The organism is Antarctobacter sediminis (assembly GCF_019218285.1).
Lineage (GTDB): Bacteria > Pseudomonadota > Alphaproteobacteria > Rhodobacterales > Rhodobacteraceae > Antarctobacter > Antarctobacter sediminis.
The window spans coordinates 1-26259 of record NZ_JAHUZG010000004.1 but is presented as its reverse complement, the minus strand read 5'-3'; the positions used below and the strand labels follow the sequence as shown (position 1 = coordinate 26259).

The 26259-nt window shown below is 63.7% G+C and carries 28 protein-coding genes; 21 read left to right on the top strand and 7 right to left on the bottom strand.

Going from position 1 to position 26259, the window contains the following annotated elements; all coding sequences use genetic code 11:
- The first annotated feature begins 49 nt into the window (after window positions 1-49).
- Window positions 50-1033 (top strand): C45 family autoproteolytic acyltransferase/hydrolase, encoded by a 984-nt coding sequence (locus KJP30_RS19345; RefSeq protein WP_218451222.1) that lies wholly within the window; start codon window positions 50-52, stop codon window positions 1031-1033.
- On the opposite strand, the gene KJP30_RS19340 is transcribed toward KJP30_RS19345, so the two are convergent.
- The 3 genes from KJP30_RS19340 to KJP30_RS19330 are packed head-to-tail and all read right to left on the bottom strand — an operon-like array spanning window position 1030 to window position 4134.
- Window positions 1030-2076, bottom strand: a complete 1047-nt coding sequence (locus KJP30_RS19340; RefSeq protein ID WP_218451014.1) for an ABC transporter substrate-binding protein — start codon at window positions 2074-2076, stop codon at window positions 1030-1032. The two genes, KJP30_RS19345 and KJP30_RS19340, sit on opposite strands and share 4 nt — an antisense overlap.
- Window positions 2073-3470 carry a sensor histidine kinase gene (locus KJP30_RS19335; RefSeq protein WP_218451013.1) on the bottom strand — a complete coding sequence of 466 codons (1398 nt, stop codon included), beginning with the start codon at window positions 3468-3470 and terminating at the stop codon, window positions 2073-2075. Before KJP30_RS19335 ends, KJP30_RS19340 begins: the two co-directional genes overlap by 4 nt.
- Window positions 3463-4134, bottom strand: coding sequence for a response regulator transcription factor (locus KJP30_RS19330; protein ID WP_218451012.1), 672 nt, complete (start codon window positions 4132-4134; stop codon window positions 3463-3465). The genes KJP30_RS19335 and KJP30_RS19330 overlap by 8 nt, the downstream gene beginning before the upstream one ends.
- A gap of 165 nt (window positions 4135-4299) precedes the next feature.
- Between KJP30_RS19330 and KJP30_RS19325 the strand changes: the two genes are divergently transcribed.
- The 3 genes from KJP30_RS19325 (at window position 4300) to KJP30_RS19315 (ending at window position 7343) form a co-directional block, all read left to right on the top strand.
- Complete coding sequence (locus KJP30_RS19325) at window positions 4300-5277, top strand: Bug family tripartite tricarboxylate transporter substrate binding protein (protein WP_218451011.1); 978 nt, start codon at window positions 4300-4302, stop codon at window positions 5275-5277.
- 85 nt (window positions 5278-5362) lie between these two features.
- Complete coding sequence (locus tag KJP30_RS19320; RefSeq protein WP_218451010.1) at window positions 5363-5794, top strand: tripartite tricarboxylate transporter TctB family protein; 432 nt, start codon at window positions 5363-5365, stop codon at window positions 5792-5794.
- Between the two features lie 10 nt (window positions 5795-5804).
- Window positions 5805-7343: a tripartite tricarboxylate transporter permease gene (locus KJP30_RS19315; protein WP_218451009.1), complete on the top strand. Its 1539-nt coding sequence runs from the start codon at window positions 5805-5807 to the stop codon at window positions 7341-7343.
- A 53-nt stretch (window positions 7344-7396) separates the two neighbouring features.
- Here the strand turns inward: KJP30_RS19315 and KJP30_RS19310 are convergent, their stop codons facing one another.
- Entirely contained in the window at window positions 7397-8194 is a 798-nt protein-coding gene (locus tag KJP30_RS19310; protein ID WP_218451008.1) for an IclR family transcriptional regulator, read from the bottom strand.
- Window positions 8195-8277: 83 nt separating this feature from the next.
- On the opposite strand from KJP30_RS19310, the gene KJP30_RS19305 reads away from it, so the two are divergent.
- Together KJP30_RS19305 and KJP30_RS19300 are read left to right on the top strand one after the other, a co-directional pair.
- On the top strand, window positions 8278-9225 hold the full coding sequence (locus tag KJP30_RS19305; RefSeq protein ID WP_218451007.1) for a cupin domain-containing protein: 948 nt from the start codon (window positions 8278-8280) through the stop codon (window positions 9223-9225).
- Window positions 9226-9367: 142 nt separating this feature from the next.
- The gene (locus KJP30_RS19300; RefSeq protein WP_218451006.1) at window positions 9368-9796 is read left to right on the top strand and encodes a hypothetical protein; all 429 of its coding nucleotides are present in this window, start codon (window positions 9368-9370) and stop codon (window positions 9794-9796) included.
- Between the two features lie 204 nt (window positions 9797-10000).
- On the opposite strand, the gene KJP30_RS19295 is transcribed toward KJP30_RS19300, so the two are convergent.
- On the bottom strand, window positions 10001-11143 hold the full coding sequence (locus KJP30_RS19295; protein ID WP_218451005.1) for an FAD-dependent monooxygenase: 1143 nt from the start codon (window positions 11141-11143) through the stop codon (window positions 10001-10003).
- Window positions 11144-11367: 224 nt separating this feature from the next.
- On the opposite strand from KJP30_RS19295, the gene KJP30_RS19290 reads away from it, so the two are divergent.
- The 15 genes from KJP30_RS19290 to KJP30_RS19220 all read left to right on the top strand — a co-directional run bounded on the left by KJP30_RS19290 (window position 11368) and on the right by KJP30_RS19220 (window position 24936).
- Window positions 11368-11679, top strand: a complete 312-nt coding sequence (locus KJP30_RS19290; protein WP_218451004.1) for a recombinase-like helix-turn-helix domain-containing protein — start codon at window positions 11368-11370, stop codon at window positions 11677-11679.
- A complete protein-coding gene (locus tag KJP30_RS19285; RefSeq protein ID WP_218451003.1) occupies window positions 11669-12439 on the top strand; it encodes an ABC transporter ATP-binding protein in 771 nt (256 codons plus the stop codon). The genes KJP30_RS19290 and KJP30_RS19285 overlap by 11 nt, the downstream gene beginning before the upstream one ends.
- Window positions 12440-12458: 19 nt before the next feature.
- A complete protein-coding gene (locus KJP30_RS19280) occupies window positions 12459-13433 on the top strand; it encodes an ABC transporter substrate-binding protein (protein ID WP_218451002.1) in 975 nt (324 codons plus the stop codon).
- A gap of 92 nt (window positions 13434-13525) precedes the next feature.
- Complete coding sequence (locus KJP30_RS19275) at window positions 13526-14293, top strand: ABC transporter permease (RefSeq protein WP_218451001.1); 768 nt, start codon at window positions 13526-13528, stop codon at window positions 14291-14293.
- A 31-nt stretch (window positions 14294-14324) separates the two neighbouring features.
- Window positions 14325-15371, top strand: a complete 1047-nt coding sequence (locus KJP30_RS19270; protein WP_218451000.1) for a Rieske 2Fe-2S domain-containing protein — start codon at window positions 14325-14327, stop codon at window positions 15369-15371.
- Window positions 15372-15373: 2 nt separating this feature from the next.
- Window positions 15374-16111: an SDR family oxidoreductase gene (locus tag KJP30_RS19265; RefSeq protein WP_218450999.1), complete on the top strand. Its 738-nt coding sequence runs from the start codon at window positions 15374-15376 to the stop codon at window positions 16109-16111.
- On the top strand, window positions 16108-16920 hold the full coding sequence (locus KJP30_RS19260; protein ID WP_218450998.1) for an alpha/beta fold hydrolase: 813 nt from the start codon (window positions 16108-16110) through the stop codon (window positions 16918-16920). Before KJP30_RS19265 ends, KJP30_RS19260 begins: the two co-directional genes overlap by 4 nt.
- 25 nt (window positions 16921-16945) lie before the next feature.
- Window positions 16946-17881, top strand: coding sequence for a VOC family protein (locus tag KJP30_RS19255; RefSeq protein WP_218450997.1), 936 nt, complete (start codon window positions 16946-16948; stop codon window positions 17879-17881).
- On the top strand, window positions 17878-18666 hold the full coding sequence (locus tag KJP30_RS19250; RefSeq protein ID WP_218450996.1) for an SDR family oxidoreductase: 789 nt from the start codon (window positions 17878-17880) through the stop codon (window positions 18664-18666). Before KJP30_RS19255 ends, KJP30_RS19250 begins: the two co-directional genes overlap by 4 nt.
- A 10-nt stretch (window positions 18667-18676) precedes the next feature.
- On the top strand, window positions 18677-20353 hold the full coding sequence (locus KJP30_RS19245) for a thiamine pyrophosphate-binding protein (protein ID WP_218450995.1): 1677 nt from the start codon (window positions 18677-18679) through the stop codon (window positions 20351-20353).
- A gap of 3 nt (window positions 20354-20356) precedes the next feature.
- Window positions 20357-21145 carry an aspartate dehydrogenase gene (locus tag KJP30_RS19240; RefSeq protein ID WP_218450994.1) on the top strand — a complete coding sequence of 263 codons (789 nt, stop codon included), beginning with the start codon at window positions 20357-20359 and terminating at the stop codon, window positions 21143-21145.
- The gene (locus tag KJP30_RS19235; protein ID WP_246594647.1) at window positions 21145-22644 is read left to right on the top strand and encodes an aldehyde dehydrogenase; all 1500 of its coding nucleotides are present in this window, start codon (window positions 21145-21147) and stop codon (window positions 22642-22644) included. The genes KJP30_RS19240 and KJP30_RS19235 overlap by 1 nt, the downstream gene beginning before the upstream one ends.
- Window positions 22641-23876: an FAD-dependent oxidoreductase gene (locus KJP30_RS19230; RefSeq protein ID WP_218450993.1), complete on the top strand. Its 1236-nt coding sequence runs from the start codon at window positions 22641-22643 to the stop codon at window positions 23874-23876. The genes KJP30_RS19235 and KJP30_RS19230 overlap by 4 nt, the downstream gene beginning before the upstream one ends.
- A complete protein-coding gene (locus tag KJP30_RS19225) occupies window positions 23870-24337 on the top strand; it encodes a flavodoxin domain-containing protein (protein ID WP_218450992.1) in 468 nt (155 codons plus the stop codon). Before KJP30_RS19230 ends, KJP30_RS19225 begins: the two co-directional genes overlap by 7 nt.
- A complete protein-coding gene (locus tag KJP30_RS19220; protein ID WP_218450991.1) occupies window positions 24337-24936 on the top strand; it encodes a pentapeptide repeat-containing protein in 600 nt (199 codons plus the stop codon). The genes KJP30_RS19225 and KJP30_RS19220 overlap by 1 nt, the downstream gene beginning before the upstream one ends.
- Before the next feature lie 10 nt (window positions 24937-24946).
- On the opposite strand, the gene KJP30_RS19215 is transcribed toward KJP30_RS19220, so the two are convergent.
- Both KJP30_RS19215 and KJP30_RS19210 read right to left on the bottom strand, forming a co-directional pair.
- Window positions 24947-25762 (bottom strand): IclR family transcriptional regulator, encoded by an 816-nt coding sequence (locus KJP30_RS19215; RefSeq protein WP_218450990.1) that lies wholly within the window; start codon window positions 25760-25762, stop codon window positions 24947-24949.
- A gap of 197 nt (window positions 25763-25959) precedes the next feature.
- A partial coding sequence (locus KJP30_RS19210) for a hypothetical protein (RefSeq protein ID WP_218450989.1) occupies window positions 25960-26259 on the bottom strand: 300 nt, incomplete at its 5' end.

Here is a 26259-nt window from a genome sequence, read left to right as displayed (position 1 = left end):
CTGCGGGCGCTCTTGCCACGGGGTGCGTTTCGGCGCAGAAGACGGAATGATCACCTTCAGAGCGATCTCGGAAAGCCAGCCGGGCCCCAAGTGGGCCGCGCTTTTTGCCGAGTACCGGGATGCCTACCTGCGCTGGTGGGCGCGCGAGGGGCTGGCCGGGCGGCCAACTTATCTGGAATGCCGCAAGGCCTTGCAGACGCATATGCCCGAGCTGATGCCGATCTATGACAAACTGTGCGAATTGGCCGGTGGCGGCGATATGGAGGCGCGGTTTCTCAGCGTTTATTGCCCGCCACGCTATCTGACCGGGTGCAGCCAGGCAATCTGGTCCGGCGATGCCCCCCTGTTGGTGCGCAATTACGATTACGATCAGCGGGCGGTGGATGCCATCCTGCTCAAGACCGCGTGGCAAGGCCGCAGGGTGATCGGCACATCGGACGGGCTGTTCGGGTTGGTGGACGGCATGAATGACGCCGGCCTTGTGGCCTCGCTGACCTTTGGCGGGCGGCTGGCCGCGGGAGAGGGGTTCGGCGTGCCTCTGATCCTGCGCTATATTCTGCAAACCTGCACGACGACCGCCGAGGCGCGCGAGATCCTTGAGCGCGTGCCCTGCCACATGAGCTATAACGTCACCGTTCTGGATGCCCAGCGGGACTTTGTGACGGCTTATCTTGCCCCGGACCGTCCACCGCTGCTGACCCATGCGGCGGTGGCGACAAACCATCAGGAACGGGTTGAATGGCGCAGCCATGCGCGCGTGACCGCGACGGTTGAGCGGGAACGCTATCTCTTGCAACGGCTGTCGCTGCACCCTGAAACGCAAGAGAAATTCGTCGGCGCCTTTCTCAAGCCACCACTGTATTCTCTGGCCTTCGACCGCGGGTTCGGCACCTTGTACACGGCAGCCTATCGCCCCCTTCAGCGTCAGGTCGATCTGGTTTGGCCCGACGTGGCATGGCGCAAATCTTTTGACGATTTTGCCGAAGACAGCGTCACGATCACCTATCCGACACAGTCCGCCGCCGCCCGTTAGGGGCCGATTTCCCGGTCAAAGGCGTCGTCCCAGATCGTGAACAGCGCGGCCCGCCGGTTGCGATCCATCGCGACCAGCAAGGCAGGCGACAAGGGGATGAACCGCCGCGCGCTGGGCGCAAGCCCGTTTTCCGCATCGTCGATCTGGCTGACAAGGCCGACAGCGGCCAGACGGTCTTGCCCCTCGGGGGAAACGAGGAAATCCAGCAGACGTTCGGCCGCCTGCGGATGGGCGGCCTGTTTCGGGATCATAAAGGCGCGCGACAGCAGCAGGGTGTAATCCTCGGGCAGGATAAAGCCGATCTCGGGGCGTTGCGCACTGAGGACATAGGACCCCAACACGTTGTAGGCGATGAGGTGCCGCCCCTCGGCGACGCTCTGGATGATTTCGGCCGAACAGCAGGTGGCGACGGCACCAACGCGCGAGAACCCTTCGAGCAGCGCGCCAAAGCTGGTGGCTTCAAGGCTGTCGGCATAGGCAAAAAGATAGCCCAGCCCCGAGGCGCCGATGTCATAGGTTGCGATGCGCCCTTGCAGTGTTTCGGGACGTGTCCGCATTGCGTCAAGCAGGGCAAACCGGCTGCGAGGCACATCGGCACCGGCGATGGCCTGCTTGTTGTAGACGATCACAGCCGGTTCCGTGGTGATCCCCCACAGTTCATTGCGCCACCGGCGGGCGCCGGGCAGGGCCGCCGTTCCGGTGGATTGATAGGGATGCGCGCAGGCGGCATTGACCAGCCAGACCATGTGTTGCACCGCCGAGGACAGGATCGCATCGGCGGGCAGAGCCTCGCCCCGGCAGGCGGCGCGGCTTTGCGCGAACAGCGCGTTTGATCCCCATTGCTCATAGGCGACCGACAGATCGGGGTTCTGATCGGCAAAGGCGCGGATCACCGGACGGATGATCGCAATATCCGTGGTTGACCGCAGCAGGATGCGGGTCGGGCCGTCGCCGATCCGGGTGGTCGCCTCTTGGGCGTGGCCGCTGCCCGCAATCAGCGACAGGCACAGCACAATGGCGCAGATGAATATGGGCCGCGTCATGCCCCCACCTCGGTGGCGGCGGCGGGCAGGATCAACGCCGCGCGAAAACCCTGATCGTCGCGCTGCATTTCGACCGTTCCGTCAAAGGCCGAAGCCACAGAGGTGACAATCGAGAGACCCAGCCCGGTGCCGCTTTCGCCCGAAGCGCGGTCGCGGTTGAAGCGGTCCCCCATGCGCGCGGCGACATCCGGTGCCGGACCTTCGCCGCTGTCGCGGACCCAGATTGCGGCGCGTTCCTTGTCCTGATCGGCCCCGATGGTGATGGGGGGGCGCCCGTGGCGCAGCGCATTGGCCAGCAGGTTCTTTGCGGCCTCGCCCAGCGAAAAGGCGTCGGCCATCACGATCACCGGCGCGTCGCTGATGTCCAGCCGAACTTCGACGCCGGGCGCAAGCGCCTGATGTTCGTCACGCTCGATGATTTCCAAGGCGATCTCGCGCAGGTCGACCGGGCGGCGCGGCGCGCTGTCGGTGCGGTGAATGACCATGGCGCGGGACAAGAGCTGATCCAGCAACCGCCCCAGCGACCGGCTGCGGGCCAGCAATCGGTCCAGCGCCGCGCTTTGGCTTTGGTCCCCGGCTTCGGAAAGCGCGGCCTCGGCCTGCACCCGGATCGCCGCCACCGGGGTGCGCAACTGGTGCGCGGTGTCCGAAATAAGGTTGCGCATGGACTCCACCTGCCGGTCCAGCCGTCCCATGAACCGGTTCATGGCACCCAGCATCACCTGCAATTCCCCGGGCAGGCGATCGGTTGGGATCGGGACAAGGTCATTGGGGTCGCGCCGCGCCAGATCTGCCGAAATGGCTTCGAGTGGCCGCAGCGCCGAGCGGATCACGAACCATGACATGACCAGCAGGACCAGACCGGCCAGCCCCATGGGCCACAGCGCGTCCAGCATCAGTTCCCGTGTCATGGCGCGGCGGGCACGCAGCGTCTGACCCACCATCACCTCGACCGCACCGGAATAATCCCTTTCCGCGAACAGGCGTGTCACCCGGACAAAACGCGCGGGCTCTCCCTGCATCCGTGCATCGAAGTAATCCGGCGTGATGCCGTCGCGTGCTGGTGCCGCGATGGTCGTGGTCTCGTCCAGCCCGGTGATGAAACCGCCATCGGGCCCGTGCACGACATAGTGGATGCGGTCATCGGGGGCCTGCGCCAGCAATTGAAAGGCGGACACCGGCAGGTCCACCAGCGGCGCGCCGTTCTGGATGCGGATGGATTCCGCGATGTCGCTGGCCGCGCCCAGCAGGATGCGGTCATAGGCCTGCCGCGCGGCAGAGCGTCCGTTCCACCATGTTGATCCCGCGACCAGCAAACCGCCCAGCAGCAGGATCAACAGGACGGCCCCCAGCACGCGGGTGACTAGGCTGCGCCTGACCCGGGCCTCAGCCATCAAGACCGATCCGGTAGCCGACACCGCGCTGGGTGGCGATGCCGACGCCGCTGCCAGCGAATTTCTTGCGCAGTCGCGCGATGTAGAGCTCGATTGCGTTCACCCCCACATCCGCGTCATCGAAACCATAGAGCGAGTCGTAGAGCCGTTGTTTGGACAGGTATTGCCCCTGATGGCGGATCAGTGCGTCCAGCAGCGCGGCTTCGCGCCGTGTCAGGTCCAGCCGTCTGCCGTTCAGGGCCGCGCTGCGGTCGCTGGGCGCGTAGATCAGTGCGCCCAGTGTGATTTCCTGCGCCTTGCGGTCGGCCTCGCGGCGGACAAGGGCGCGCAGGCGGGCTTCCAGTTCGCGCTGATCGAACGGTTTGCTGAGATAGTCATCCGCCCCGGCGTCCAGCGCGGTCACCCGGTCGTCCACATCGGCCAGAGCGGTCAGCATCAGGACCGGTGTCCTGTCACCTTCCCTGCGGATCGACCGCAGATAGCCAAGACCGGACCCGTCCGGCAGGTTGATATCCAGGATCAGGGCATCATAGCTTTGCACCGCGTTGAAATCCCGCGCGGATTCGATGTCGGGTGCAAGGTCACAGACCACGCCGGCGCGTGCCAACTGGCGGATCACGCCCTCGGCAAGGTCTTCGGTGTCTTCGATCATGAGCACGCGCATGGGTCCGCGGCCTCCCTTGCTGTCATTCCGTCCAATGGCTGACAGGTTGATGACAGTTTCATTCGTTACACATCCGCAACTCGCGGAAAAGGGTGCAGCAGTCATCCGACCTGCGGGGAGGGGGCGGGCGCGGAGGAGCGCCCGGCCAGAGAGTTGGAGGACTACATGAAATTCACCGCAACCCGCGGCGCTGTCGCCGCTGTCATCCTGTCGCTGTCCACCGTCGTGGCCTCGGCACAGGAAAACCCCGAATGCATCGCGCCGGCGAACCCCGGCGGCGGTTGGGACTTTACTTGCCGTCAGGTCGGCAAGTCGCTTCAGGATCTTGGCCTGATCGAAAAGACCATGCAGGTCGTGAACCTCGCTGGTGGCGGCGGCGGCGTTGCCTTCGCCGAAGTGGTCAACAAGCGTGGCGATGACAACGACCTGATCGTTGCGGCATCGTCCGCCACGGCGACCCGCCTTGCGCAGGGGGCCTACCCGGGCAACACCATGGATCAGGTGCGCTGGCTGGCCGCCATCGGCGCGGATTACGGCGTGATCGCAGTTTCCGCCGACAGCGAGATCGACACGCTGCCTGCGCTGCTGGACCAAATCAAGGCTGACCCGACCTCGATTTCCGTTGCTGGCGGTTCGGCCGTGGGCGGCTGGGACCACCTGAAGGTGCTGATCGCTGCCAATGCCTATGGCATCAGCGACGTTCGGTCGGTCAAATACATCGCTTTTGACGGCGGCGGCGAGGCCGTGACCCAGCTTTTGGCTGGTTCGGTGCAGGCCTTTACCGGCGACATCTCCGAGGCCAAAGGCTTTGTCGACAGCGGCGACATCAAGGTCATCGCGATCCTGTCGCCTGAGCGTCTGGACGGTGAATTTGCCGATTTCCCGACAGCCAAGGAACAGGGCATTGACGCCATCGGTGCCAACTGGCGCGGGTTTTACGCCCCCGGTGGCATGAGCGACGAAGCCTATGACGCATGGGTCTCGAAGATCGGCGATCTCTATGCCTCGGACGAATGGAAAGAGGTCATGGCCGCCAATGGTCTGGCTCCGCTGGACCTGCAAGGTGCCGCCTTCCAGGAATTCGTGGCCGGGTCGGTCGCGCAGATCCAGTCGATCTCCCGCGATATCGGCATCATCAAGTAAGCGCCGGGTGCGTTTCTGACAAAGGGCGCCGCGCGGATCGTGCGGCGCCCGCTCTTTAACAGACCCCCAAGATAGGAGATCCGCCATGAGCGATCGTATCTTCGGCGTCGTCGGCATGATCCTCGCCATCGGCTATGTCTTTGCTGCGCTTGCGATCGAGGAAAGCTTTCTTTCGGATGCCGTCGGCCCAAAGGCCTTCCCCATGATCATCGCCGGTATTCTCGGCCTGTCGAGTCTGGCCATCGTTCTGCGCCCGGACGCCGAACCGCAATGGCCCGCACTGGGCCGGCTGGTCGAAGTCGGCGCTGCCGTGATCGTCATGATCCTCTATGCCGAGATGCTGTCGGTTGCCGGTTTCGTCATTGCGACGGCTTTTGCCGCGGCCTACCTCGCGTGGCGACTGGGATCCTCGCCGCTGGAGTCGGTGGCCGTGGGCGTCGGCACCTCCGTCGGCATCTATGTCATTTTCCACCTGGTTCTTGGCCTGTCGCTGGCCAAGGGTCCGCTGGGTTTCTGAGGGCGCATCCATGGAACTCCTGTCTTCACTTGGTGACGGTTTCGTCATCGCCCTGACCTGGCAGAACCTGCTGCTGGCCTTGTTGGGCTGTTTCCTTGGCACCGTCATGGGCGCCTTGCCGGGGCTGGGCCCGTCGAACGGCGTGGCCATCCTGATCCCGCTGGCCTTTACCATGGGGCTGGGGGCAACACCCTCGCTGATCCTGCTGACCTCGGTCTATTACGGGGCCATGTATGGCGGGCGGATCAGTTCGATCCTGCTGAATATCCCCGGCGACGAACCGGCCATGATGACCTGTCTGGACGGGCATCCGATGGCGAAAAAAGGCCTTGCGGGCGAGGCGCTTTCGCTCTCCGGGATCGCATCCTTTGTGGGCGCTTTCCTTGCGACATGGGGCCTGATCCTGCTGGCACCGCAACTGGTCAAGATCGCACTGCTGTTCGGACCGGCTGAATATTTCGCACTGTTCGCGCTGGCCTTCATGACGCTGGGCGGCGTGTCCTCGACCAATCAGGCAAAGTCGGCCTTTGCCGCGGCCCTGGGTCTTGGGCTTGCCACCATCGGCGTCGATACCCAGACCGGCGTGCCGCGCTTCACCTTTGGCGAAGTGCACCTGTATGACGGGTTGGATTTCCTTGTGGCCATCGTCGGGCTGTTTGCCCTGTCCGAGGTGTTCATCTTTCTTGAGCACCGTCATGGCGGGTCCGATGCCGAAGGCAAGAAGATCACCGTGGGCAAACTTTATCCGCCGATGTCGATGATCAAGGAAACCACGCCGACCATGCTGCGCACCTCTTTCCTTGGCTTCATCGCCGGGGTGTTGCCGGGGGCGGGGGCCTCACTTGGGTCGTTCATCTCGTATTCGATGGAAAAGCGTCTGGTGGACAAGGACGGCACTTTTGGCACTGGCGATCCGCGCGGCGTGGCCGCGCCCGAGGCGGGCAACAATGCCGCCGCCGGGGGGGCCTTGGTGCCGATGCTGGCGCTGGGTGTGCCGGGGTCCGGTACGACGGCGGTTCTGCTGGCGGTTCTGCTGGCGCTAAACATCACGCCGGGGCCGCTTTTGTTCACACAGAACCCGGATGTGGTCTGGGGCCTGATCGCGGCGCTGTTTATCGCGAACTTCATGCTGCTGGCGATGAACATCCCCATGGTGGGCCTGTTCACCCGCGTGCTGATGATCCCCAGCCGGATCCTGATGCCTATCGTGGCGATGGTCAGCTTTGTCGGGATTTATGGCATTTCCGGATCGACCTTCGACCTGCTGGTGATGATCGGTTTTGGCGTCATGGGCTGGGTGCTGCGCAAGCTGGACGTGCCGCTGGTGCCGATTATCCTTGGGACGCTTCTGGGCAATTCGATGGAAAACAACCTGCGCCGCGCGGTGACCATCGACAATGGCGACTGGACCACTTTGATCGACAGCCCGCTGTCCATCGGTCTGTGGGCCGTGGCGATCATCGGCTTTATCCTGCCGCTGATCATCGGGGCACGGGTCAAGGCCAAGATGCACCAGCGCCGCGACGAGGAAGGCGCGATCAGCGACTGATCCCGCCCGCGGTTGTTGTCTTGCGCCGTCCGGAGGCTCTCCGGGCGGCGTTTTTAGTTCCCGAGCAGGCGAGAGATGCGGCCTGCCGTGTCTTCCAGCGCATGCCGGACCTCTGCGGGCACCTCGCGCCGGTCCTCCGAAGCGCTGGTGACGTTGATCGCGGCCACGGTTTTGCCGGACAGATCGCGCAGGGGCGCGGCGGCCGAGGTGATCCCGGCCTCGAAGCTGCCGATCTGGATGACGGTGCCGCTCGCCCGGTCGGCACGCCAGCGTGCCATCAGGTCCGGCATGTTCGGGGCCGAGTAACGGTTGGCGCGGTTTTCGCCCTGATGCCGATAGAGCGCGATCAGCGTCTCTTCGTCCAGATCCGCCAGCAGAACGCGCCCCATCGTCGTGCTGGCGGCGGGCAGGCGGCTGCCCACGTGGACGATACTGCCAAGGCCCAGCCGGCTGGGCACCCGCAGCATGTACAGGACCAGCGCCCCGTCGCGCACGCCAAGATGGGTGGACCAATCGGTTTCATCGCGCAGCCGCTCCAGTTCCGGCAGGGCGATTTCGACCAGTTCGCGCGTGGCAAGATAGCCAAAGCCCAGCCGCATGACCGCTGGCCCCAAGGCATAGGTCTTTCGTGCCTCGTCATGCAGCAGATACCCCATCTGAGCCAGTGTATAGACGCTGCGAAAGGCGGCGGAACGGCTTTGCCCGATCTCTCGCGCGATCTCGGACAAGGACATTTCCCGCCGTTCGAGGGTAAAGGCGGTCAGCACCTCCAACCCGCGCATGAGGCCGGGCACAAGATAGCGATCCTGTGCCGGATCGAGGCGGGTGTTGGCTGTGGGTGTTTTGTCCATAAAACGCTGTATAGGATGTAAAACGCGAATTTGCTAGCCATCAGGCATCGAATTTCGGCGCGACACGACATGAGGATGCACAGATGAACATCAAGACCGACAGCCAATCCACTCTTGCGGCCGAGCTTTCGGCGCATACCGGGCGCTTTACCGACAAACAGTTCGACTGGAACGCCTTTCCTTCGAACGCCGGTTTCCCGGATCTGGCGCGGGCGCAGATGCGCTATATCGGGGCAGGGGGATCGCCCAAGGTGGGCGATACCTCGACGATGAAACCTGACCATTTCACCCTGTCGCTGATTTACAAGGAGCACGGCAAATACGCCGCCTGCCACAGTCACGAGATCGAAGAGAGCTTTCTCATCATCGACGGTGCGCTGATCGTCGGCTGGGAAAAGGACGGCGAGGTGGTCGAGGTCAACCTTGGTCCCAAGGACATGATCCTGAACGCGCGCGAGGTTGGCCACGGGTTTCGCGTGGACGGGCCCGAACCGGTGCTGATGTCGATTTCGGTCGATGTGGGCAAACCGCTGCCGCCGAAATACCACTATCACCCCAAGGAACACGCACCGGAACTGGCCCGCAGCTTTGGCGCGCAGCCCGGCAAAACCATGCGCTTTGATCGCAATGGGGCGCATGAGTTGCAGCAACTGATGGGCCAATACGTGATCCGACACACCGAGGCGCCGACGATCTGGGAAGAGGCCGGGTTCACCCGCAAGGTTTACGTCGGTGAGGGGGGGATCGCCAACGACAGTTGCCGCAAGGAAATGTGGGGCGTGCCAAGCCGTACCGGCGTGCAGGCTTTCACCCGGCCGGTCGAAGACGCGATGATGGTGCTTGAAGGTGCACTGATCGTGGGTTGGGAAGAGAACGGCGAAACCGTCGAAGTGGAACTGGGACCGCGCGATCTGGTCAAGACCCCGGCGGGCCGCAAACACTGGTTCCGCAACCCCTCGGCGGGTCATGCCACGGTCTGGACTGTCATCGGCTCCGCCGAAGAGGATGGCGTGGTCTACAAGGCGGTCTGAGCCGTCCATCACTCACTGTTTGGACTTCGGGGCGCCTTCGGGTGCCCCGCTTTCGGTTTTGCGGGGGCGGCCATTGGCCGAATGCGGCTGGTGGCCCTGAGCAGACAACTCCACAATGGCGGCTTGGAGCCCTTATTGACCGATGTTGCACCTTACTCCAATTTCGGCACATACGCAGCAGTCAACACCGGATGGGTCCAAAGAAATGAAAATTTGCACAATACTCGCAGGCCTTTTTTTGTCAGTTGCGCTGCCTGTATCGGCACAAGATGTACAGTGGCAATTGGTTGATACCGGAATCTTGTCCCACTCCACACACGGCGAGGGAATAGAGATGCGCATCCAACCTGATCCAGTTCCCAACGGTCTGTTTGCAAACGAAAACTTGGGGGATCTCATGTTGGCACTGTGCAAGCACTATGCTCCATCTGTCATTCCATTTGTGTTGCAACAAACCGATATCGAAGATCCGAACTTCATTGCGGTACGCATCGTTTCGGGAGGTGCGGTAGGACGCTATGTCTTGGAGACATACGCGATTTCTGACGGGCAGTGTGGAGGGGCACTGTAAGCTCGCCTTCTCGTTGAAAGTGGCCATTGGCGTGGCCGCAGCGAAATGGCGCTATGTCCCACTATCTGCCATCCGCCATGTATCAACTGCGTCCACGTCGGCTCGACAGTCGTGGCTGGAGACTGGTCTCCGTCTGGCCATTTACCGAGATCGTCGCAACAGGGGCGCTGACACCAACACCCCTGTTGATTTCGCGTCGCCCCGTCAGGCCGGAACCCCCAGTGACGCCTGCCATGCGTGAAAGCCATAGACCCAGTCAGCGTTTCCGCCTTCCTTGAGCCATTCGTTCGCCAGCGATCCGCGTTGAATGGCGGCGGTCCGGTCGCGGCGGGCGTCCTCGTAGGCGGTCAGCGCGGCCTCTACGGTGCCGGGCCCGTCGCACAAAGCGCGGGCCAGAACCACCGCATCTTCGATAGCCATGCAGGCCCCTTGCGCCATGAAAGGCACCATCGGATGCGCGGCGTCCCCCAGAAGGGTCGCACGCCCCTGTGACCAGCGCGGCATCGGTTCGCGCACATGCAGGGCCGAGCGCGTGACCTCGGTGCAAGCCTCTAGCAGGGCGCGGGCCTCGGGGTGGAAGTCCGCATAGGCAGCGCGTAATTCTTCCATGTCGCCGGGCAGGGTCCATCCTTCATCGGTCCAACCCTCCTGCGGGGTGGTGGCAAAGACAAATATCTCTTGCCCACCGGTCAGCGGGAAAGTCACGATCTGCCGCTCCGGTTCCGGCCCCCACCATTTGGTGAAACTGTCGAGGTTGGGCAGATCCTGAACGCGCGCGCGCGGCACAACCGCGCGCCACGAGACAAGCCCGGTGAACCGCGGATCGTCCTTGCCAAACAGCGATGTGCGCAAGGCGGAATGAATACCGTCCGCGCCGATCAGCACATCCGCCTGATGTGCCGAGCCATCCTTCAGCAGCAACGTGGCACCAGAGGCGCCTTGTTCCAGACCGGCCACCGGTGCGCCAAACCGGATAGTCCCGGGGGTCAGCGCCTCTTGTAGCGCGGACAGCAGGTCGGCGCGGTGAATGGTCAGTTGTGGCGCGCCGTATTTCTCTTCGGCGGCGGCGCTCATTGGCAGGCGCGATGTCTCGCGCCCGTCGTCCCACATGCGGCTGATGCGGAATTCCGGCCGGGCGGCGGTTTCGCGCAGGCGCGCGCCGATTCCCGCCCCCAGACCATCCAGCGCGTGAACGGCGTTGGGCGTCAGGTTCACATCGGCACCGATTCGCCCAAAGGCCGAGGTCTGCTCGTAGATCGTGACCGCGTGGCCGTGTGATTGCAGGGCGATCGCGGCGGTCATCCCGCCAACTCCGCCGCCTGCAATGGCAATTTTCAGGGGGGGCATCCTCTGTCTCCTGTCCGGCAAGTGTTCATAAAATAACGTTATGTTCAAATATAGACATTGGCGGGCGAATGAGCAGCTGTCAATCCATGCGACGCTGAGACGACGGAAAGATGAAAATCCGTTGACACAAGCAGCTCCCGTCGGGCAGTCTATATTTGAACATGATGTTTAAATATGAACACATCACTGGATCGACAGCCGCGATGGATGAGGGAGACCGGCACATGAGTGGACATGACGCATTCAAAGACAGGCTTTCGGAGCGTGCGCACGACACCAGCCGTCCGGCCCTGGCCAACCAGTGTCGCGGGCGTGACCTGGAGCCGGCGGAAATCGCATTGGCCGAGGCGCTGATGGAAATCTACGGCACCGGAGAGCACGACTTTGCCAAGGTCGCCGAGGCGCTGACCACCCGCGCCCTGCCAGCGCCGAAATCCGGTCGTACCGACTGGACCGAAAGCCTGCTGGGCGAGGAACTCAAGGCGATCAACGCAGAGCTTGACGCAGCATATGAGGTGCAGGGCTATGGCGCTTGAGTTTCGGAACGTCAGCAAGATCTTCCCGACCAATTCCGGCGTCGATCTGACCGCCGTCAAGGATGTGAGCTTTCGCGTCGAAGAGGGCGAATTCGTCTCTGCTGTCGGCCCGTCGGGCTGTGGCAAATCCACTATCCTGTCGATGACGGCGGGTTTGTACCAGCCCAGCATCGGTGAGGTTCTGGTCAGCGACGTACCGGTCACCGGCCCGAATGCGCATGTGGGGTTCATGCTGCAAAAAGATCTGCTGCTGCCTTGGCGAAATATCATTTCGAACATCGAGTTCGGGCTGGAGGCGCGGGGCGTGGCCAAGGATCTGCGCCGCGCACGGGCCATGCAGGAACTCAAGCATTGCCACCTTGAAGGTTTCGACCAGCAGTACCCCTATCAGCTGTCGGGCGGGATGCGGCAGCGCGCGGCGCTGGCGCGGACACTGGCCATCGACCCCGAGATCATCCTGCTGGACGAACCGTTTTCGGCGCTGGACGCACAGACCAAGCTGCTGCTCCAGAACTCTTTTGCCAAGACAATCGCAGAAGCTCGCAAAACCACGCTGTTGATCACCCATGATCTGTCTGAGGCCGTGTTGATGTCCGACCGCATTCTGGTGCTCAGCGAACGCCCCGGAACGGTGATCGCCGATATCAAGGTGGACCTGCCGCATCGGGATGAACCGATCAAGCGCCGCACGCTGCCCGAGGTGGGAGACTATGCCGCGCAACTCTTCAAACTACTGAAGCTCGAAGAAAAAGCAGCCTGACGACAGGGAGTCGTAGACAATGAAACAGATGGTATTCAAGACAATCGCCGCCGCGGCCTTTGCGCTTTCGGCGACGGTGGCAACGGCCGCCGACAAGGTGACCTATCTCTTCCCCGCCCCGGATTTCCTTCCGGCCTTCGCGCCGTTCCAGCTTGCCAAGGGCAAGGGTTATTTCGAAGAGGCGGGCCTGGACGTGACGTTCCGCGTCGGCAAGGGCGGCGCGGATGTTGCGACGCAGGTGGCGCTGGGCAATGCGGATCTTGGCGGCGGGATCGGGGATACTTCGATCATCGTGCGCGCCAATGGTCTGGACATCCGCGGCGTGGCTCTTTTGGGCGGGCGCGGGCTGACCCAGTTGGCGTGGCGTGCCGACAGTGGCATCACCGGCCCTGCGGACCTGAAAGGCAAGTCGGTCGGCGTTCTGTCGTTCCAGGACACCACCTATTACAACCTTCTGGGCGTTCTGGCCTCGGCCGGGCTGACCAAAAATGACGTCGATATACAGGCGGTCGGACCGGGCGGCATCATCCAGTTGTCCATCGCGGGCAAACTGCATGCCTTCTCTGGTGTGCCGGAATGGATTGCCGCTGTCGAAGGCGCGGGCGTCGAGATGGGCCAGATGCCGGTCGACAGCGTGTTTCCGGCGATGGCGCAGGCCATCATCGCCTCGGACAAGATGATCGCCGAAAACCCCGAGGTTGTGGCCGGGTTCGTCAACGCCGTGCTCAAGGGCATTCGCGACATACAGGAAGACCCGGAACAGGCCGCCAAGGATTACGTCAGCTTTGTTCCGCAACACAGCGGCAAGGAAAAGATGGTCGAGGGCGTGATGCGGGCCTATGCGGCGTTGATCTATCCCGAGGGTGAGAACCAGCCGCTGGGCACCTTCAACCCCGAGCGGATCAAGGCAGTTCAGACCTTCTACGTCGACAATGGCATCGTGCGGAACGCCGTGCCGATCGAAGACCTCTATACCAATGACTTCGTGAAATGACCGACGCAACGCAGATCCAGGCCGGGGTGGCAAAAGCCCCGGCCAGCGGACCCCGCTCCTCTTCCAAGACGACATCATCCGGGACAGCACGCATGGCACAGCGCCACTTGACGACCATCGCCAGCCTGACCCTGCTTGCCCTCGTGCTGCTGGCCTGGGAATACCTGCCGACCGCGCTTGAGGTGCCCCGCTTTATCATTCCGACGCTCAGCGACTGTCTGGCCGAGTTCAAGCGTATGTGGGCCTTCGAAGGGCTGTGGGGGCATATCGTTTCGACCGCACTTTATACCGTTCTGGGCTTTGCCATTGGCAGCCTGCTGGGGGCCGTGCTGGGCTATCTTTTGGGGATGTCGGCCTTTTGGGAAAAGGTGCTGTCGCCCTATATCCTCGCGCTTCAGATCGCGCCAAAAGTGGCCTTTGCCCCGCTGTTCATCATGTGGTTCGGCTATAACTCGATGCCCAAGCTCTTGGTGACCGTGCTGATCGTTTTCTTTCCGGTTCTGGTCAACGTGTTGCAGGCCATGCGCACCGTGGACCGCGACCTGATCAATCTGGCCCGTGCCTACAACCTGTCGCGCCTTGGCATCTTCTGGAAGATCGAGATGCCCTCGACCGTGCCGAACCTGATGGCGGGCCTGCGCATCGCCTCGACCCTTGCGGTGATCGGTGTGACCGTTGGCGAACTTGTGGGCGGCAACGTTGGGCTTGGTTTCCTGATTTCCTACGGCGGCGGACAGGCGAATGCGGCGATGGTCTTTAACGCGATCATCCTGCTGACCGTGATCGGCTTCCTGCTCTACTCGGTCCTCGTCCAGATCGAAGAGCGCGTTCTCCACTATCTGCCCAAGGCCCACGGCTGAGCCGCGGCTGCTATTCGAAGGGAACATGACAATGACTGCCATCGACAAGAAGGCGCTGATCGAAAAGCGCGTGAACGAGGGCCTGCGCGGCCAGTGGTACCCGGTTTGCAAATCGGTCGAGGTCAAAGCCTCGCGCCCCTACGGCACCAAGCTCCTTGGCGACAAGATCGTGCTGTGGCGCGACGGCTCGGGCAAACTGCGCTGTATCGAGGATTTCTGTCCGCACCGGGGCGCGCCGCTGTCATACGGCGAGGTCCACGAGGGCCACGTAGCCTGCCGCTATCACGGGGTGGTCGTGGACGGCGACGGCGTGGTGGTGCGGGTGCCCGCGATGCCGGAATGCGCATTGGAGGGCCGAAAGGCGCTGACCTCCTATCAGGTGACCGAGTCCAACGATGCGGTTTTCGTCTACGTGCCATCCGCGGACCGGCCGGAAGCGCCGGAGCTGGTGATGCCCGGCGTGATGACCGATGACGCATGGTCCGGCTTTCTCTGCACCTCGGTCTGGGAGTCGAACTATCGCTACGCTTTGGACAACCTGGCCGATCCGATGCACGGCTGCTACCTGCACGCCGAAAGCTTTACCTTGGCATATGGGTCCAAGCAGGACCTGATGAAGCTGGACAAAACGGAAAACGGCTTTCGGATCGAACGCGTCGGCCAGACGGGTGAGAACTTCGACTGGACCGAGTTCGAGGTCTACCCCGGAGACATGTTCTGTTTCCTTGAAATCCCCTATCCGCCCGCGGCGGGGCCGGGGGGGGTGTTCCGCATCGTCGGTTTCGTGACCCCGATGGATGAGCATACGACCAAGGTGTTTTTCTGGCGGATGCGCGAAGTCGAAGGCATGGCCCGCGAAAGCTGGCGTTTCCTCTATCGCGCCAAGATGGAAAAGACCCATTGGGACGTTCTGGAACAGGACCGCGTCATGCTGGAGGGCATGCCCGACGACGCCCGCAAGCGCGAGATGCTGTACCAGCATGACCTTGGTGTCAGCCGCATCCGCCAGATCCTGACCCGCGCCGCCAAGGCGCAGATCGAAGCGGAACTCAAGCAGGACAGCGTGGCGGCAGAGTGATGATGCTGCAAGGACGTCATATCCTGCTGACCGGCGCGGCGCGCGGGCTGGGGGCGGAAATCGCCCGCAGCCTTGCGGGTCACGGTGCCGAGCTGATCCTCGCCGATATTGCGCAGGACGAAGGCCGTGCCACCGCCGAAAACATTGGCGCGCGGTTCCTGCCCGTCGATCTGGGCGATCCGGCGTCGATCACAACGCTGGCCGGTTCCGTGGCCGAGATCACGGGCGGGCAGTTGCACGGTCTGGTCAACAACGGGGCAATCGCCACCGGCATCGGCGGCATCGGTTTCGAAGAGATCGAGATCGACAGCTGGGACCTTGTCCAGCGGGTGAACGTGCGCGGCACTTGGTTGATGACCCGCGCGGCAGCCCCGTTGCTGCGGGCGTCCGGGACCGGCCGGGTGGTCAACGTGGCCTCGGATACGGCGCTTTGGGGCGCACCGAACCTGATGTCCTACGTGGCCAGCAAGGGGGCCGTCATGGCGATGACCCGTTCTCTTGCGCGCGAGTTGGGGCCGGATCGCGTGGGCGTGACTGCCGTAGCGCCGGGCATCCTGACCACCGAGTCCACGGAATATGTGCCCGAGGCGCGGCACCGGCAGTATTCGGACGGGCGCGCCGTGCCCGGACCACAAGCGCCGGGCGAAATCACTGACGTGGTGGCTTTTTTGCTCAGCAAAGGCGCGCTGACGCTCACCGGGCAGGTTCTGCCCGTCAACAACGGCTTTGTGTTCCAATGACCGGTTGGCAGGAAAAATCCACCGGCGGGATCACATACCTTGAACGTCCCGGTACGGGGGAGCCGCTGGTTTTGTTGCATGGCATAGGGTCCGAAGCCGCCTCCTTTGCCCCTTTGCTGGAATGGATCGACCCGGCGCGCCGCGTCATTGCATGGAACGCGCCGGGCTATGGTGGCAGCGCGCCGCTGGCGATGGACTGGCCGCTGGCCAGTGACTATGCCGCCGCCTTCGCCGGGTTCTGCGATGCGCTGGATATTGGCCGGATGCTGCTGGTGGGCCATTCGCTTGGCACGCTCATGGGAGCCAGCTTTGCGGCACGGCACCGGGGACGGGTCAGTCGCCTTGTGCTGGCTTCTCCGGCGCTGGGGCATGGAGTGCCGCGGGGCGGGGGGCTGAGCTCTGCCGCGCAGGCACGGATCGACGATCTGGAACGCCTTGGCGCCGCACGATTTGCCGAATTGCGCGCCGCGCGTCTGATCCACGCGCCAGAGGCCAACCCGGCGCTTGTGGCGCAGGTGCAGGCGGCAATGTCAAAGGTCAGCCTGCCGGGCTACGGCCAGGCGGCCCGGATGCTGGCCTCGGGCCGGTTGCTGGACGATGCAGAACGGCTGCTGGTGCCGACCGACGTGATCGTCGGGGCCGAGGATGTGATCACCCCGCCCGAAAGCGCCCGACGGGCTTTTGCCGCTCTGGGGCGCAAGGCGAAGGGACAGATGACAGAAGTGCCCGGTGCCGGGCACGCGCTTTACCTTCAGGCCCCTGCGGCCTTTGCCGCGGCGCTGGCCGCACAGACAATGACCGCCGATTGACCGGCGGCCCGACGGAGGAATCCAGATGAGCGAGACCCAGATCCGCACCGGCAGCCTGCGCGGCATCATGATGCGCGGCCCGGGCCTGACGGCGACGCTGCCGTTTTACGAAGACATGTGGGGCCTGAAACTGGCCCATGACGAGGACGGCGTGGCCTTGCTGCGCGGCACCGGCTCCGAGCCCTTTCTCTATGGGCTGATGGAGGGCGATGTCTATGGCATCGAATATGTGCATTTTGCCATGCCCGACCGTGCCAGTACCGATGCCCTGCACGCGCAATGCCTTGCCAAGGGCGCAGACGTGCTGGCCGCGCCCGCCGACTTTGAGGATTGGGCCGGTGGCTACGGGTTCGAGATCCTTGACCCCGATAGGCGCCGCCTGCGGTTCCGCACTGAAGCGCGGCAACTGCCCGAGGAGCCGGATTGGTCCAAGCCGAAAAAGGTTAGCCATGTGGTGCTGAACACACCCGACATGGAAGGCGTGCAGAGCTGGTACGAGGATGTTCTGGGGTTCCGCACCTCGGATTATTCGGCGGACCAGATGGTTTTCCTGCGCTGCAACAGCGACCACCATTCGATCGCGCTTGTCCGCGCGCATTATCCCAGCGTGAACCACGTGGCATTCGAGTTGCCCACCATCGACGAATTCATGCGCGCCATCGGGCGGATGAAACAAAAGGGCCATGTGCCGACATGGGGGCCGGGCCGACACGGACCGGGCAACAACCCCTTTGCCTATTTCGTCTCTCCCTCGGGTTTTGTGATCGAATTTACCTCCGAGCTGCAACAGATCGACGAGGCCACGCATGAGGCGCAGGTCTGGCCGCGCGACAACCCCGAACTGATGGATCGCTGGATGACCGCTGGTCCGCCGACACCTGCGCAACGCGCGGTGATGCAGGGGCGGCCCGATCCGGGCTGGCCGGAGCTGGCGCTGAACAGCCGGGGGGCGGCGGAATGAATTTCGGCTACGATGGATCGGTGGCGGTGGTCACCGGCGGTTCCTCGGGGATCGGCCTTGCCACGGTCAAGGTGTTGTTGGGTTCGGGCGCGAAGGTCGCGCTGTGCGCGCGCAATGCCTCGCGGCTGGAAGATGTGGCCAGCGTGCTGCGGCGCGATTTTGGCGAGGATCGCGTGCTGTCACGGGCGTTTTCGGTGCTGGAGCCACCCGAGGTGAACGCCTTTGCCGAGGAGGTGCAGCAGGTCTTTGGCCGTTGCGACCTGTTGGTGAACAACGCGGGGCAGGGGCGCCTATCGACCTTCGCCGAGACCAGCGATCAGGACTGGCGCGACGAATACGAACTAAAGCTCTTTAGCCAGGTGCATCCGATCCGTGCCTTCCTGCCGATGCTGCGCAAGGCGCACGGGGCCATCGTGGCGGTCAATTCGTTGCTGGCCTACCAGCCCGAACCGCACATGGTCTGCACCTCTTCGGCCCGCGCGGGGGTTCAGAACATGCTGAAATCTCTCAGCGTCGAACTGGCCCCCGAGGTGCGCGTCAACTCGGTCCTCATGGGGCTGATCGAATCCGGCCAATGGACCCGCCGCTTTGCCGCGCGCGAGGACCAAAGCGTCAGCCGCGCCGATTGGTACGGCGCGCTGGCCGAAAAGAAGGGCATTCCACTGGGCCGCCTTGGCGACCCGGAAGAGGCCGCAAACGCGATTGCTTTCCTCGGCTCGCGGGCGGCCAGCTACATCACCGGCGCCCAGCTCGATGTTTCGGGCGGGCTGGCACGGCACATCTAGGGAGATGGGTATGAAACACCAACCAATTCAGCAGACCGAGACGGTCGGCGATTTTATTGCCCGTTACCTTGCCGATGTCGGTGTTACGGTGATGTTCGGCGTGATCTCGATCCACAACATGCCGATTCTCGACGCGGTGGCGCGACAGGGGCGGATCCGGTTTGTACCCGCGCGGGGGGAGGCCGGGGCCATGAATATGGCCGATGCCTATGCGCGGGTCTCCGGCGGAATGGGCGTTTGCCTGACCTCCACCGGGACGGCGGCAGGCAATGCGGCAGGTGCCCAGGCCGAGGCGCTGACAGCCGGCAGCCGTGTGCTGCACATCACCAGCCAGGTGGACCTTGCCTATGCCGACCGCGACCGCGCCGCGATCCACGACGTGCCGCGCCAGCCCGAGATGCTGCGCGGGGTTTCCAAGGCGGTGTACCGCATGTGGGATGCCAACGGTGCCATCGGTGCGCTGACGGCTGCGGTTTCTGCGACGCTTTCCGCGCCGAGCGGGCCGGTGTCGCTGGAGATCCCGGTGGATGTGCAGCGCAGCCTTGCCGCGCCGCAAGGGGTGGGGCACGCCCCGGTGCCCGTTCTGCCACGTGTGTCCGACGCGGTGATCGAGGACATCGCCAGCTATCTGCGGTCTGCGAAACGCCCGCTGTTGTGGCTGGGCGGCGGCGCGCGCGGTGCGGTGGCCGAGGCCACGGAATTGATGCGCCGCGGCGTGGGCATCGTGTCTTCGACCAATGGGCGCGGGATCGTGTCCGAGGAAGAGCCGGGAACGCTGGGCGCGTTCAACATGGGGCCGGAAGCGGTCGAGCTGTACGAGAGCTGCGATTTGATGATCGTTGTCGGCTCTCGCCTGCGGGGGAACGAAACCCGCAACAACGAAATGCCCTTGCCCCGCCCGTTGATCCAGATCGATGCCGATGCTTCGCAGGGTGGGCGCAACTACCCGGTAGAGTTGTTTGCCCATGGGGATGCGGCGGATACGCTGGCGCGGCTGCTGGCGGTGCTCCCCGATAGACTGGACTGTGACCGGGATCTTGGCTTTGACCTTGCCAAGGCGCGGGCCAAGGCCGAAGGCGCGCTGCGTGACCGGCTTGGACGCTATTCCACCTTGGCGGATGTACTCAGCCAAAAGGTGACCGAAGGCGGCCATGCATGGGTGCGGGATGTAACGATTTCCAATTCGACCTTCGGCAACCGCTATGTCCGGTTGAGCGAACCGAACCAGGGCGTTCATGCGCTGGGCGGCGGGATCGGGCAAGGCGTGTCCATGGGCATCGGCGCGGCGCTGGCCTGCACCGGCGCGCGCAAGGCGATCACGTTACTGGGCGATGGCGGCACGATGCTGGGGTTGGCCGAGGCCATCACTGCGGTCGATGAAAATGCGCCACTGGTCTACGTGCTGATGAACGATCAGGCCTATGGCGTGATCCAGAATATCCAGGACGCGCAATATGACAGCCGCCGCCATTACTCGGCGCTGCGGGTGCCCGAGTTCGACACCTTCTGCGCCTCCATCGGCCTGCCGCATCGCAAGGTTTCGGCGGTCGAAGACTTCGAGACCGCATTGGATGCGGCGCTGGCGGCGGACGGTCCGCAATTGATCGAGGTGGACATGGTCGCCATCGGTCCCTTCGCCGAGGCCTTTGCCGGACCGCCCGCCGGTGCGGCACAGAAAGAGGACTGAGCCATGCGGCTGGGACTGATCGGCTTTGGCAACATAGGCCGAACGCTGCTGGAGCTGCTGGCGCGCGCCGACCTGCACCCGGCGCATCTGGCCGTGCTGGTGCGCCCGGGCCGTGAGGCCGCCTTGCCTGCCAAGGTCGTGGCCGTGACCAGTGCCGAAGCCTTGTTGGCCGAACGTCCGGATCTTGTCATCGAATGCGGTGGTCACTCTGCCGTTGCCGAACATGGCCCCAAAGTGCTGCGCGCAGGGGTCGATATGGTTCAGGTGTCGGTCGGGGCCTTGGCGGATGCCGGACTGGAGGCGCAGTTGCGTGGCGCGGCACAGGAGGGCGGTGCCCGGCTGATCCTGCCGGCGGGCGCGGTTGGCGGGTTGGACCTGCTGTCGGCGCTGTCGGCGGCGGGGGACCTGCATGTCACCTATCGCGGGATCAAGCCGCCCAAGGCCTGGGCCGGAAGCCCTGCAGAGGAGGTTCTGGACCTCGACGGACTGGCTGCGCGCGAAGTGTTCTTTCGGGGCAGCGCCCGCGAAGCCGCGCGTGCCTTTCCCAAAAACGCCAATGTGGCGGCGGCGCTGGCCCTTGCGGGGGCCGGCTTCGAGGCGACGCAGGTCGAGCTGATCGCCGATCCCGCCGCACCGGGCAACCTGCATGAATATGACGTGCGGTCCCCGGTGGCGAATTACGCGATGCAGATCGAAAACCTGCCCTCGGCAGACAATGTGAAAACCAGCGTTTCGACGGTCTACTCGGTCCTGCGAGAGATCCGGAACCGCATGACACCGGTGGTGATCTGATGAACATGATGGACACGGTGCTGCCGGACGGGCGGCTGTATCTGGGCGGAGACTGGCGCGAGGGGCGCGGAGCCGAGATCACCTCGGTCTTTCCGGCGGATGGTTCGGTGAACCGGGTGCTGCGCGGGGCTTCCAGCGACGATGGCAAAGAGGCGATTGCGCGGGCCAAGTCCGCACAACCGGCTTGGGGCGCGCTGAAAGCCTTTGAGCGGGCGCGGGTTCTGTACCGCATCGCGGACGGGATCGAGGCCAATGCCGCCCGCATCTCGCGTATCCAGTCGCGCGATACCGGCAAGACGCTGACCGAAACGGGTGCGCTTGCGGCGTCGGCCGCCGGGACGTTTCGCTATTTTGCCGCTGTGGCCGAAACCATGGACGAGGAGATGACCGCACAACGCGGCAGTGCGCTGACGCTGTCGGTGCATGAACCGCTGGGCGTGGTCGCGGCGATAACCCCGTGGAATTCGCCCATCGCCTCGGATGCGCAGAAGCTGGCCCCGGCGCTGGCCGCTGGCAATGCGGTGATCCTGAAGCCGGCATCATGGTCGCCCCTGACGGCGCTGGAACTGGCGCGGATCGTGGATGAGGCAGGTTTGCCGAAAGGGTTGCTTTCGGTGCTGCCGGGGTCCGGGCGCGAGATCGGCAACTTGCTGGTCGAACATCCCGACATTGCCAAGGTTAGCTTTACCGGAGGTACGTCGACGGGCCGCACGCTGGCACGCAAGGCGGCGGAAAAGCTGATGCCTGTCAGCCTTGAACTGGGCGGCAAATCACCGACCATCGTCTTTGCCGATGCGGATCAGGATCAGGCCATCGCCGGGATTTTGTTCGGCATCTTTTCGTCCTCGGGGCAAAGCTGCATCGCGGGGTCGCGTTTGTTTGTCGAGCGGGCGATCTATGACGGGTTCGTGGCGCGGCTGGTCGCGGCTACCCGCGCACTGAAACTGGGCCACCCGTTTGAGGCCGGGACACAGGTTGCGCCGCTGGTCCATATGGATCACCGCGCCGAGGTGGCCGACCACGTGGACCGCGCAATCGCCGAGGGGGCCGAGTTGCTGTGCGGTGGCAAGGCGCCAGAAGGCGAGGATTTTGACAAGGGCAGCTACTACCTGCCCACGATCCTTGCCGGTGTGACAAACACGGCCCGCATCTGTCGCGAAGAGGTCTTTGGCCCGGTTCTGGTGGTTATGCCCTTTGACGGCGAGGATGACGTTGTCGCGCTGTCGAATGACAACGACTATGGGCTGGCCTGCGGAATCTGGACCCGGGATTTTCCACGCGCGTGGCGCATCGGGAGGGCGATCAAGGCCGGGACGGTCTGGCACAACACCTACAAGCAGTTCTCGATCTCGACGCCCTTTGGCGGTGACGGCGAAAGCGGCATCGGGCGGGAAAAGGGGCGTCAGGGCCTGCGTGCCTACATGACCCAGAAAAGCATCTACACCGATCTGAGCGGCGCGCCCCATCCCTGGGCCGGTGCCGCGCTGGAGGTATCATGACAGGCAAGATCGCAATCGTGGGCGCAGGCCCGTCGGGCTGCTACCTTGCGCAGGCCTTGCTGAAAAAGGCGCCGGACCTTGAGGTTGATGTGATCGACCAACTGCCGGTGCCTTATGGGCTGGTACGCTATGGGGTGGCCGCCGACCATCAGGGCACAAAGGCCGTCGCCCGCCAGTTTGCCCGTGTCTTTGAACGGCAGGGCGCGCGGTTTTTTGGCAATGTCACGATTGGCAAGGACGTCAGCTTGGATGCCCTGCGCGATGCGTATGATGTGGTGGTTCTGGCGGCGGGCCTGTCGGCGGACCGCAGGCTGGGAGTGCCCGGCGATGACCTGCCGGGCGTTTACGGCGCGGGCCGTTTGACGCGGGCATTGTACGAACACCCAGAGGCAGAGGCGCTGCCCGATCTGGGGGCGCACCCGGTCATCATCGGCAATGGCAACGTGGCCATCGACCTGTTGCGCCTTCTGGCCAAATCGCCGGCAGAGCTTGATGGGTCCGATCTGGGGGAAGGGCCGGGTCACTGGTTGGCAAGCAGCGGGATCGAAACGATCACGATCACCGGGCGCTCGCCCGCGGCGCGGGCCAAGTTCGATCCTGTCATGGTCAAGGAACTGGCCAAGTTGTCCGACGTGGCGATTGAGGTTGTGAACGCGGGAAACAGCGCGGAACCGGCGGAGGCCAAGAGACTAGAGGCACTGGCGACGATTTCCGGGCAAGAGACCGGCGCGCGTCGCATTGTCTTTCGGTTCGGGCTGAAGCCTATGGCCGTGGAAGGCGACGGCAAGGCACGCGCCGTTCGGTTCGATACTGGCACGGGTGAAGAAGTGCTCCCCTGCACCTCGGTGCTGACGGCTATCGGTTTTCAGGCCGCACCGGGCCTGCCACGCGATGTTCTGATCGGTGATGCGCTGGATGCCGGGGCCGGGCGGCTGGCACCGGGTCTGTACGCGACGGGCTGGTTCCGGCGCGGTCCGCGCGGGACGATCCCCGAGAACCGGGCCGATGCGCAGGCGCTGGCCGAGGTGATCCTTGCGGATCTGTCCCCCGACGCTGTGCGCGCTGGTCGTGCGGTTCTTGGCGCGGCGGACAATATCGTCGATTACGCAGGCTGGTGCCGCATTGACAAAGCCGAAACAGATTCCGCGCCAGAGGGGCGCTGCCGCAAGAAAATCGCGACCCGGCCAGAGATGCTTGCGGTCGCAGTGACAAGGGAGACCACGACATGCTGATCACCATTCTTTATGGCACTGAAACCGGCAACGCCGAGATGCTGGCCGAAGACATCCAGTCCGAGGTCGAGACAGACCACGAGGTCGATCTGGCCAACCTTGCGGATTTCGCGCCCGAGGATTTCAGCGCGGACCGGTTTTACCTGTTGGTCTGCTCAACCTACGGTGACGGGGACCTGCCCGCCTCGGCACAGCCTTTTGCCGAAGCGGTCGCCACGGCAAAGCCCAACCTGTCCGGCATCCATTTCGGGATCTTCGGATTGGGTGACAGCGAATATGACGAGACGTTTAACCACGGGCCCAAGAAACTGGCCGAACTGATGATCGCCCATGGGGCGCATCAGGTCGGTGAGCGCGTGGCGCATGACGCGTCGGGCAGCGATCTGGCCGAAGACCTTGCCTTTCCCTGGGCCGAGGCCGTGATCGCCGAAGTGTCGCAAAAGCTGGGCGAGGCGGCCTGATGACGCCCGAGGCGCTGCGCGACCGGCTGAACCGCCCATGGCAACATGGGCAGCACGCGGATCTGCGTGGCATCACCTGCGAAGGACGGCTGGACCTCAGGGAATGCGACGTGGCGGGGTTTGACCTGTCGGGGGCATATTTCCCGGACGGCGTGGATGCGCGCGGCGCCCGGTTCCTTGGCCTCAGCTGGTTCCTGGGGGCGCGGTTCGGCGGGCCGGTGGATTTCTCCGGTGCGGTCTTCCTGAACGATGCCCGCTTTGAAGGCTGCGATTTCGAGGACAGGGCCGGCTTTCGCGACTGCGAGTTTCGGGGCATCGGTCGCTTTGATGCGGCGCAGTTCCGGCGTGGTGCGGAGTTTTCCGGTGCGGTGGGTTATGGTAACTGCTCGCTTCAACAGGTGGAGATCGCGGACAAGGCCGATTTCCACAACAGTGAGTGGCTGGGCGGTTTGTGGTGTCAGGATGCCCGCCTGCCTGTCGGGGCAGACCTGACCGAGACTCAGGTCCATGGCCGCCTGTGGCTGCGCGGAGCACGGCAGGGCAATGCCGCGCTGACCGCTTCCGACTTCGGGATGGCCTTTGGCTATACCTACCTCTGACCTCTGACCCCTACATCTGTTCCGAAGCCCAGCCGCGATAGCCCAATGCTTCGGAAATTTCGCGTGCTGCGGCTTTCAGCTCCGCTGCGATCCGGTTGACCAGCGGGCTGTCAGGCGCAAAGGCGCTGACATGACCGGTGACATTGATGGCGGCCACGGCGCTGCCTTGGTGATCATAGACGGCCACGGCGGCAGACCCGATTTCATGTTCGAAATTTGCCACGCTCCATGACATGCCGCGCGCTCGATCCTCGGCCAGTTGGTTTTCCAGCTCTTCAAGGCTTGTGCGCGTCTTGTCAGTGAACGCCTCCAGCGGGTGTGTGCTGTAAAGCGCCCGAAGCTCGGCCCCCGACAGTTCAGCAAGCAGGATCCGCCCGATGGTCGTGGCATGGGCCGGTAGATGTGTGCCCTCCCGAACGGTGCTCGCCAGATGCGAATTCGGAGTTTCACGCGCAAGATAGATGATCTCGCGCCCTTCGCGTATCCCGAGGTGGGCCGACAGATTGAGGCTCTCGACCAGTTTCCCCAGGATCGGACGTGCGGTGGGGATCAAACCGCGTTCATTCAGCGCTTCGGTGGCAAGGGCGATCAACCCGGTCCCAAGCCGATAACCGCCGTCGTCCGGGAGGGTCTCGATGATGCGTTCTGCTTCCAGCGTGGCCAGCAGGCGGATCAAGGTGGTTCGATTGATGCCAATCTCCTTGGCGGTCTTGCTGGTGTTCCGACACCGATTGCCGGCCGCGATATGGCGCAGGACGGCCAGCGCGCGCACCACGGGGGGCACGGAGTAGTCGGGATTGGTTTTCGACGGGGCTTGCTCTGACATGCATTCTTCTCGGGCAGGGGTGTCCATATTTGAACAAGTAGCGTGAAGTTTGACCATTTGTCGATCAGGGATTCCCCGCAGAGCGCTTATTCACGGGCAATCGGACACAGATCCTTCGGAAACCCGTGCCACATGGCGTTTCATTGGCGTCCGGGAGAGGCCGGTGAGGTGACTCGCATGGCCCAAACCCCGGATTCTCACCGAACTTGCCCTGAATCGGCACCCTGAATCACCGAAAACCGGTGCGAACCGGCAGGGGAGGGCGCTGAAACGGAGTCCAGAAGTGGAGGCAGGCCAGTTCCCGGTTGCCAAAATGTCCAAAAATTCATCATGAAATCAGTATCTTGAAGAAAAAATGACGGAACCATGAAAAAAACCGCTTGCGGGTTTATGTTGGTATCCGTAAAAGCCCCTTCACCGGCGGCGCTGAGGCGCTGACGGGACGCCGGACGGGACGGCGGGGCGATGCTCCAAGGTTCTGCGAGGCAACAATCTGA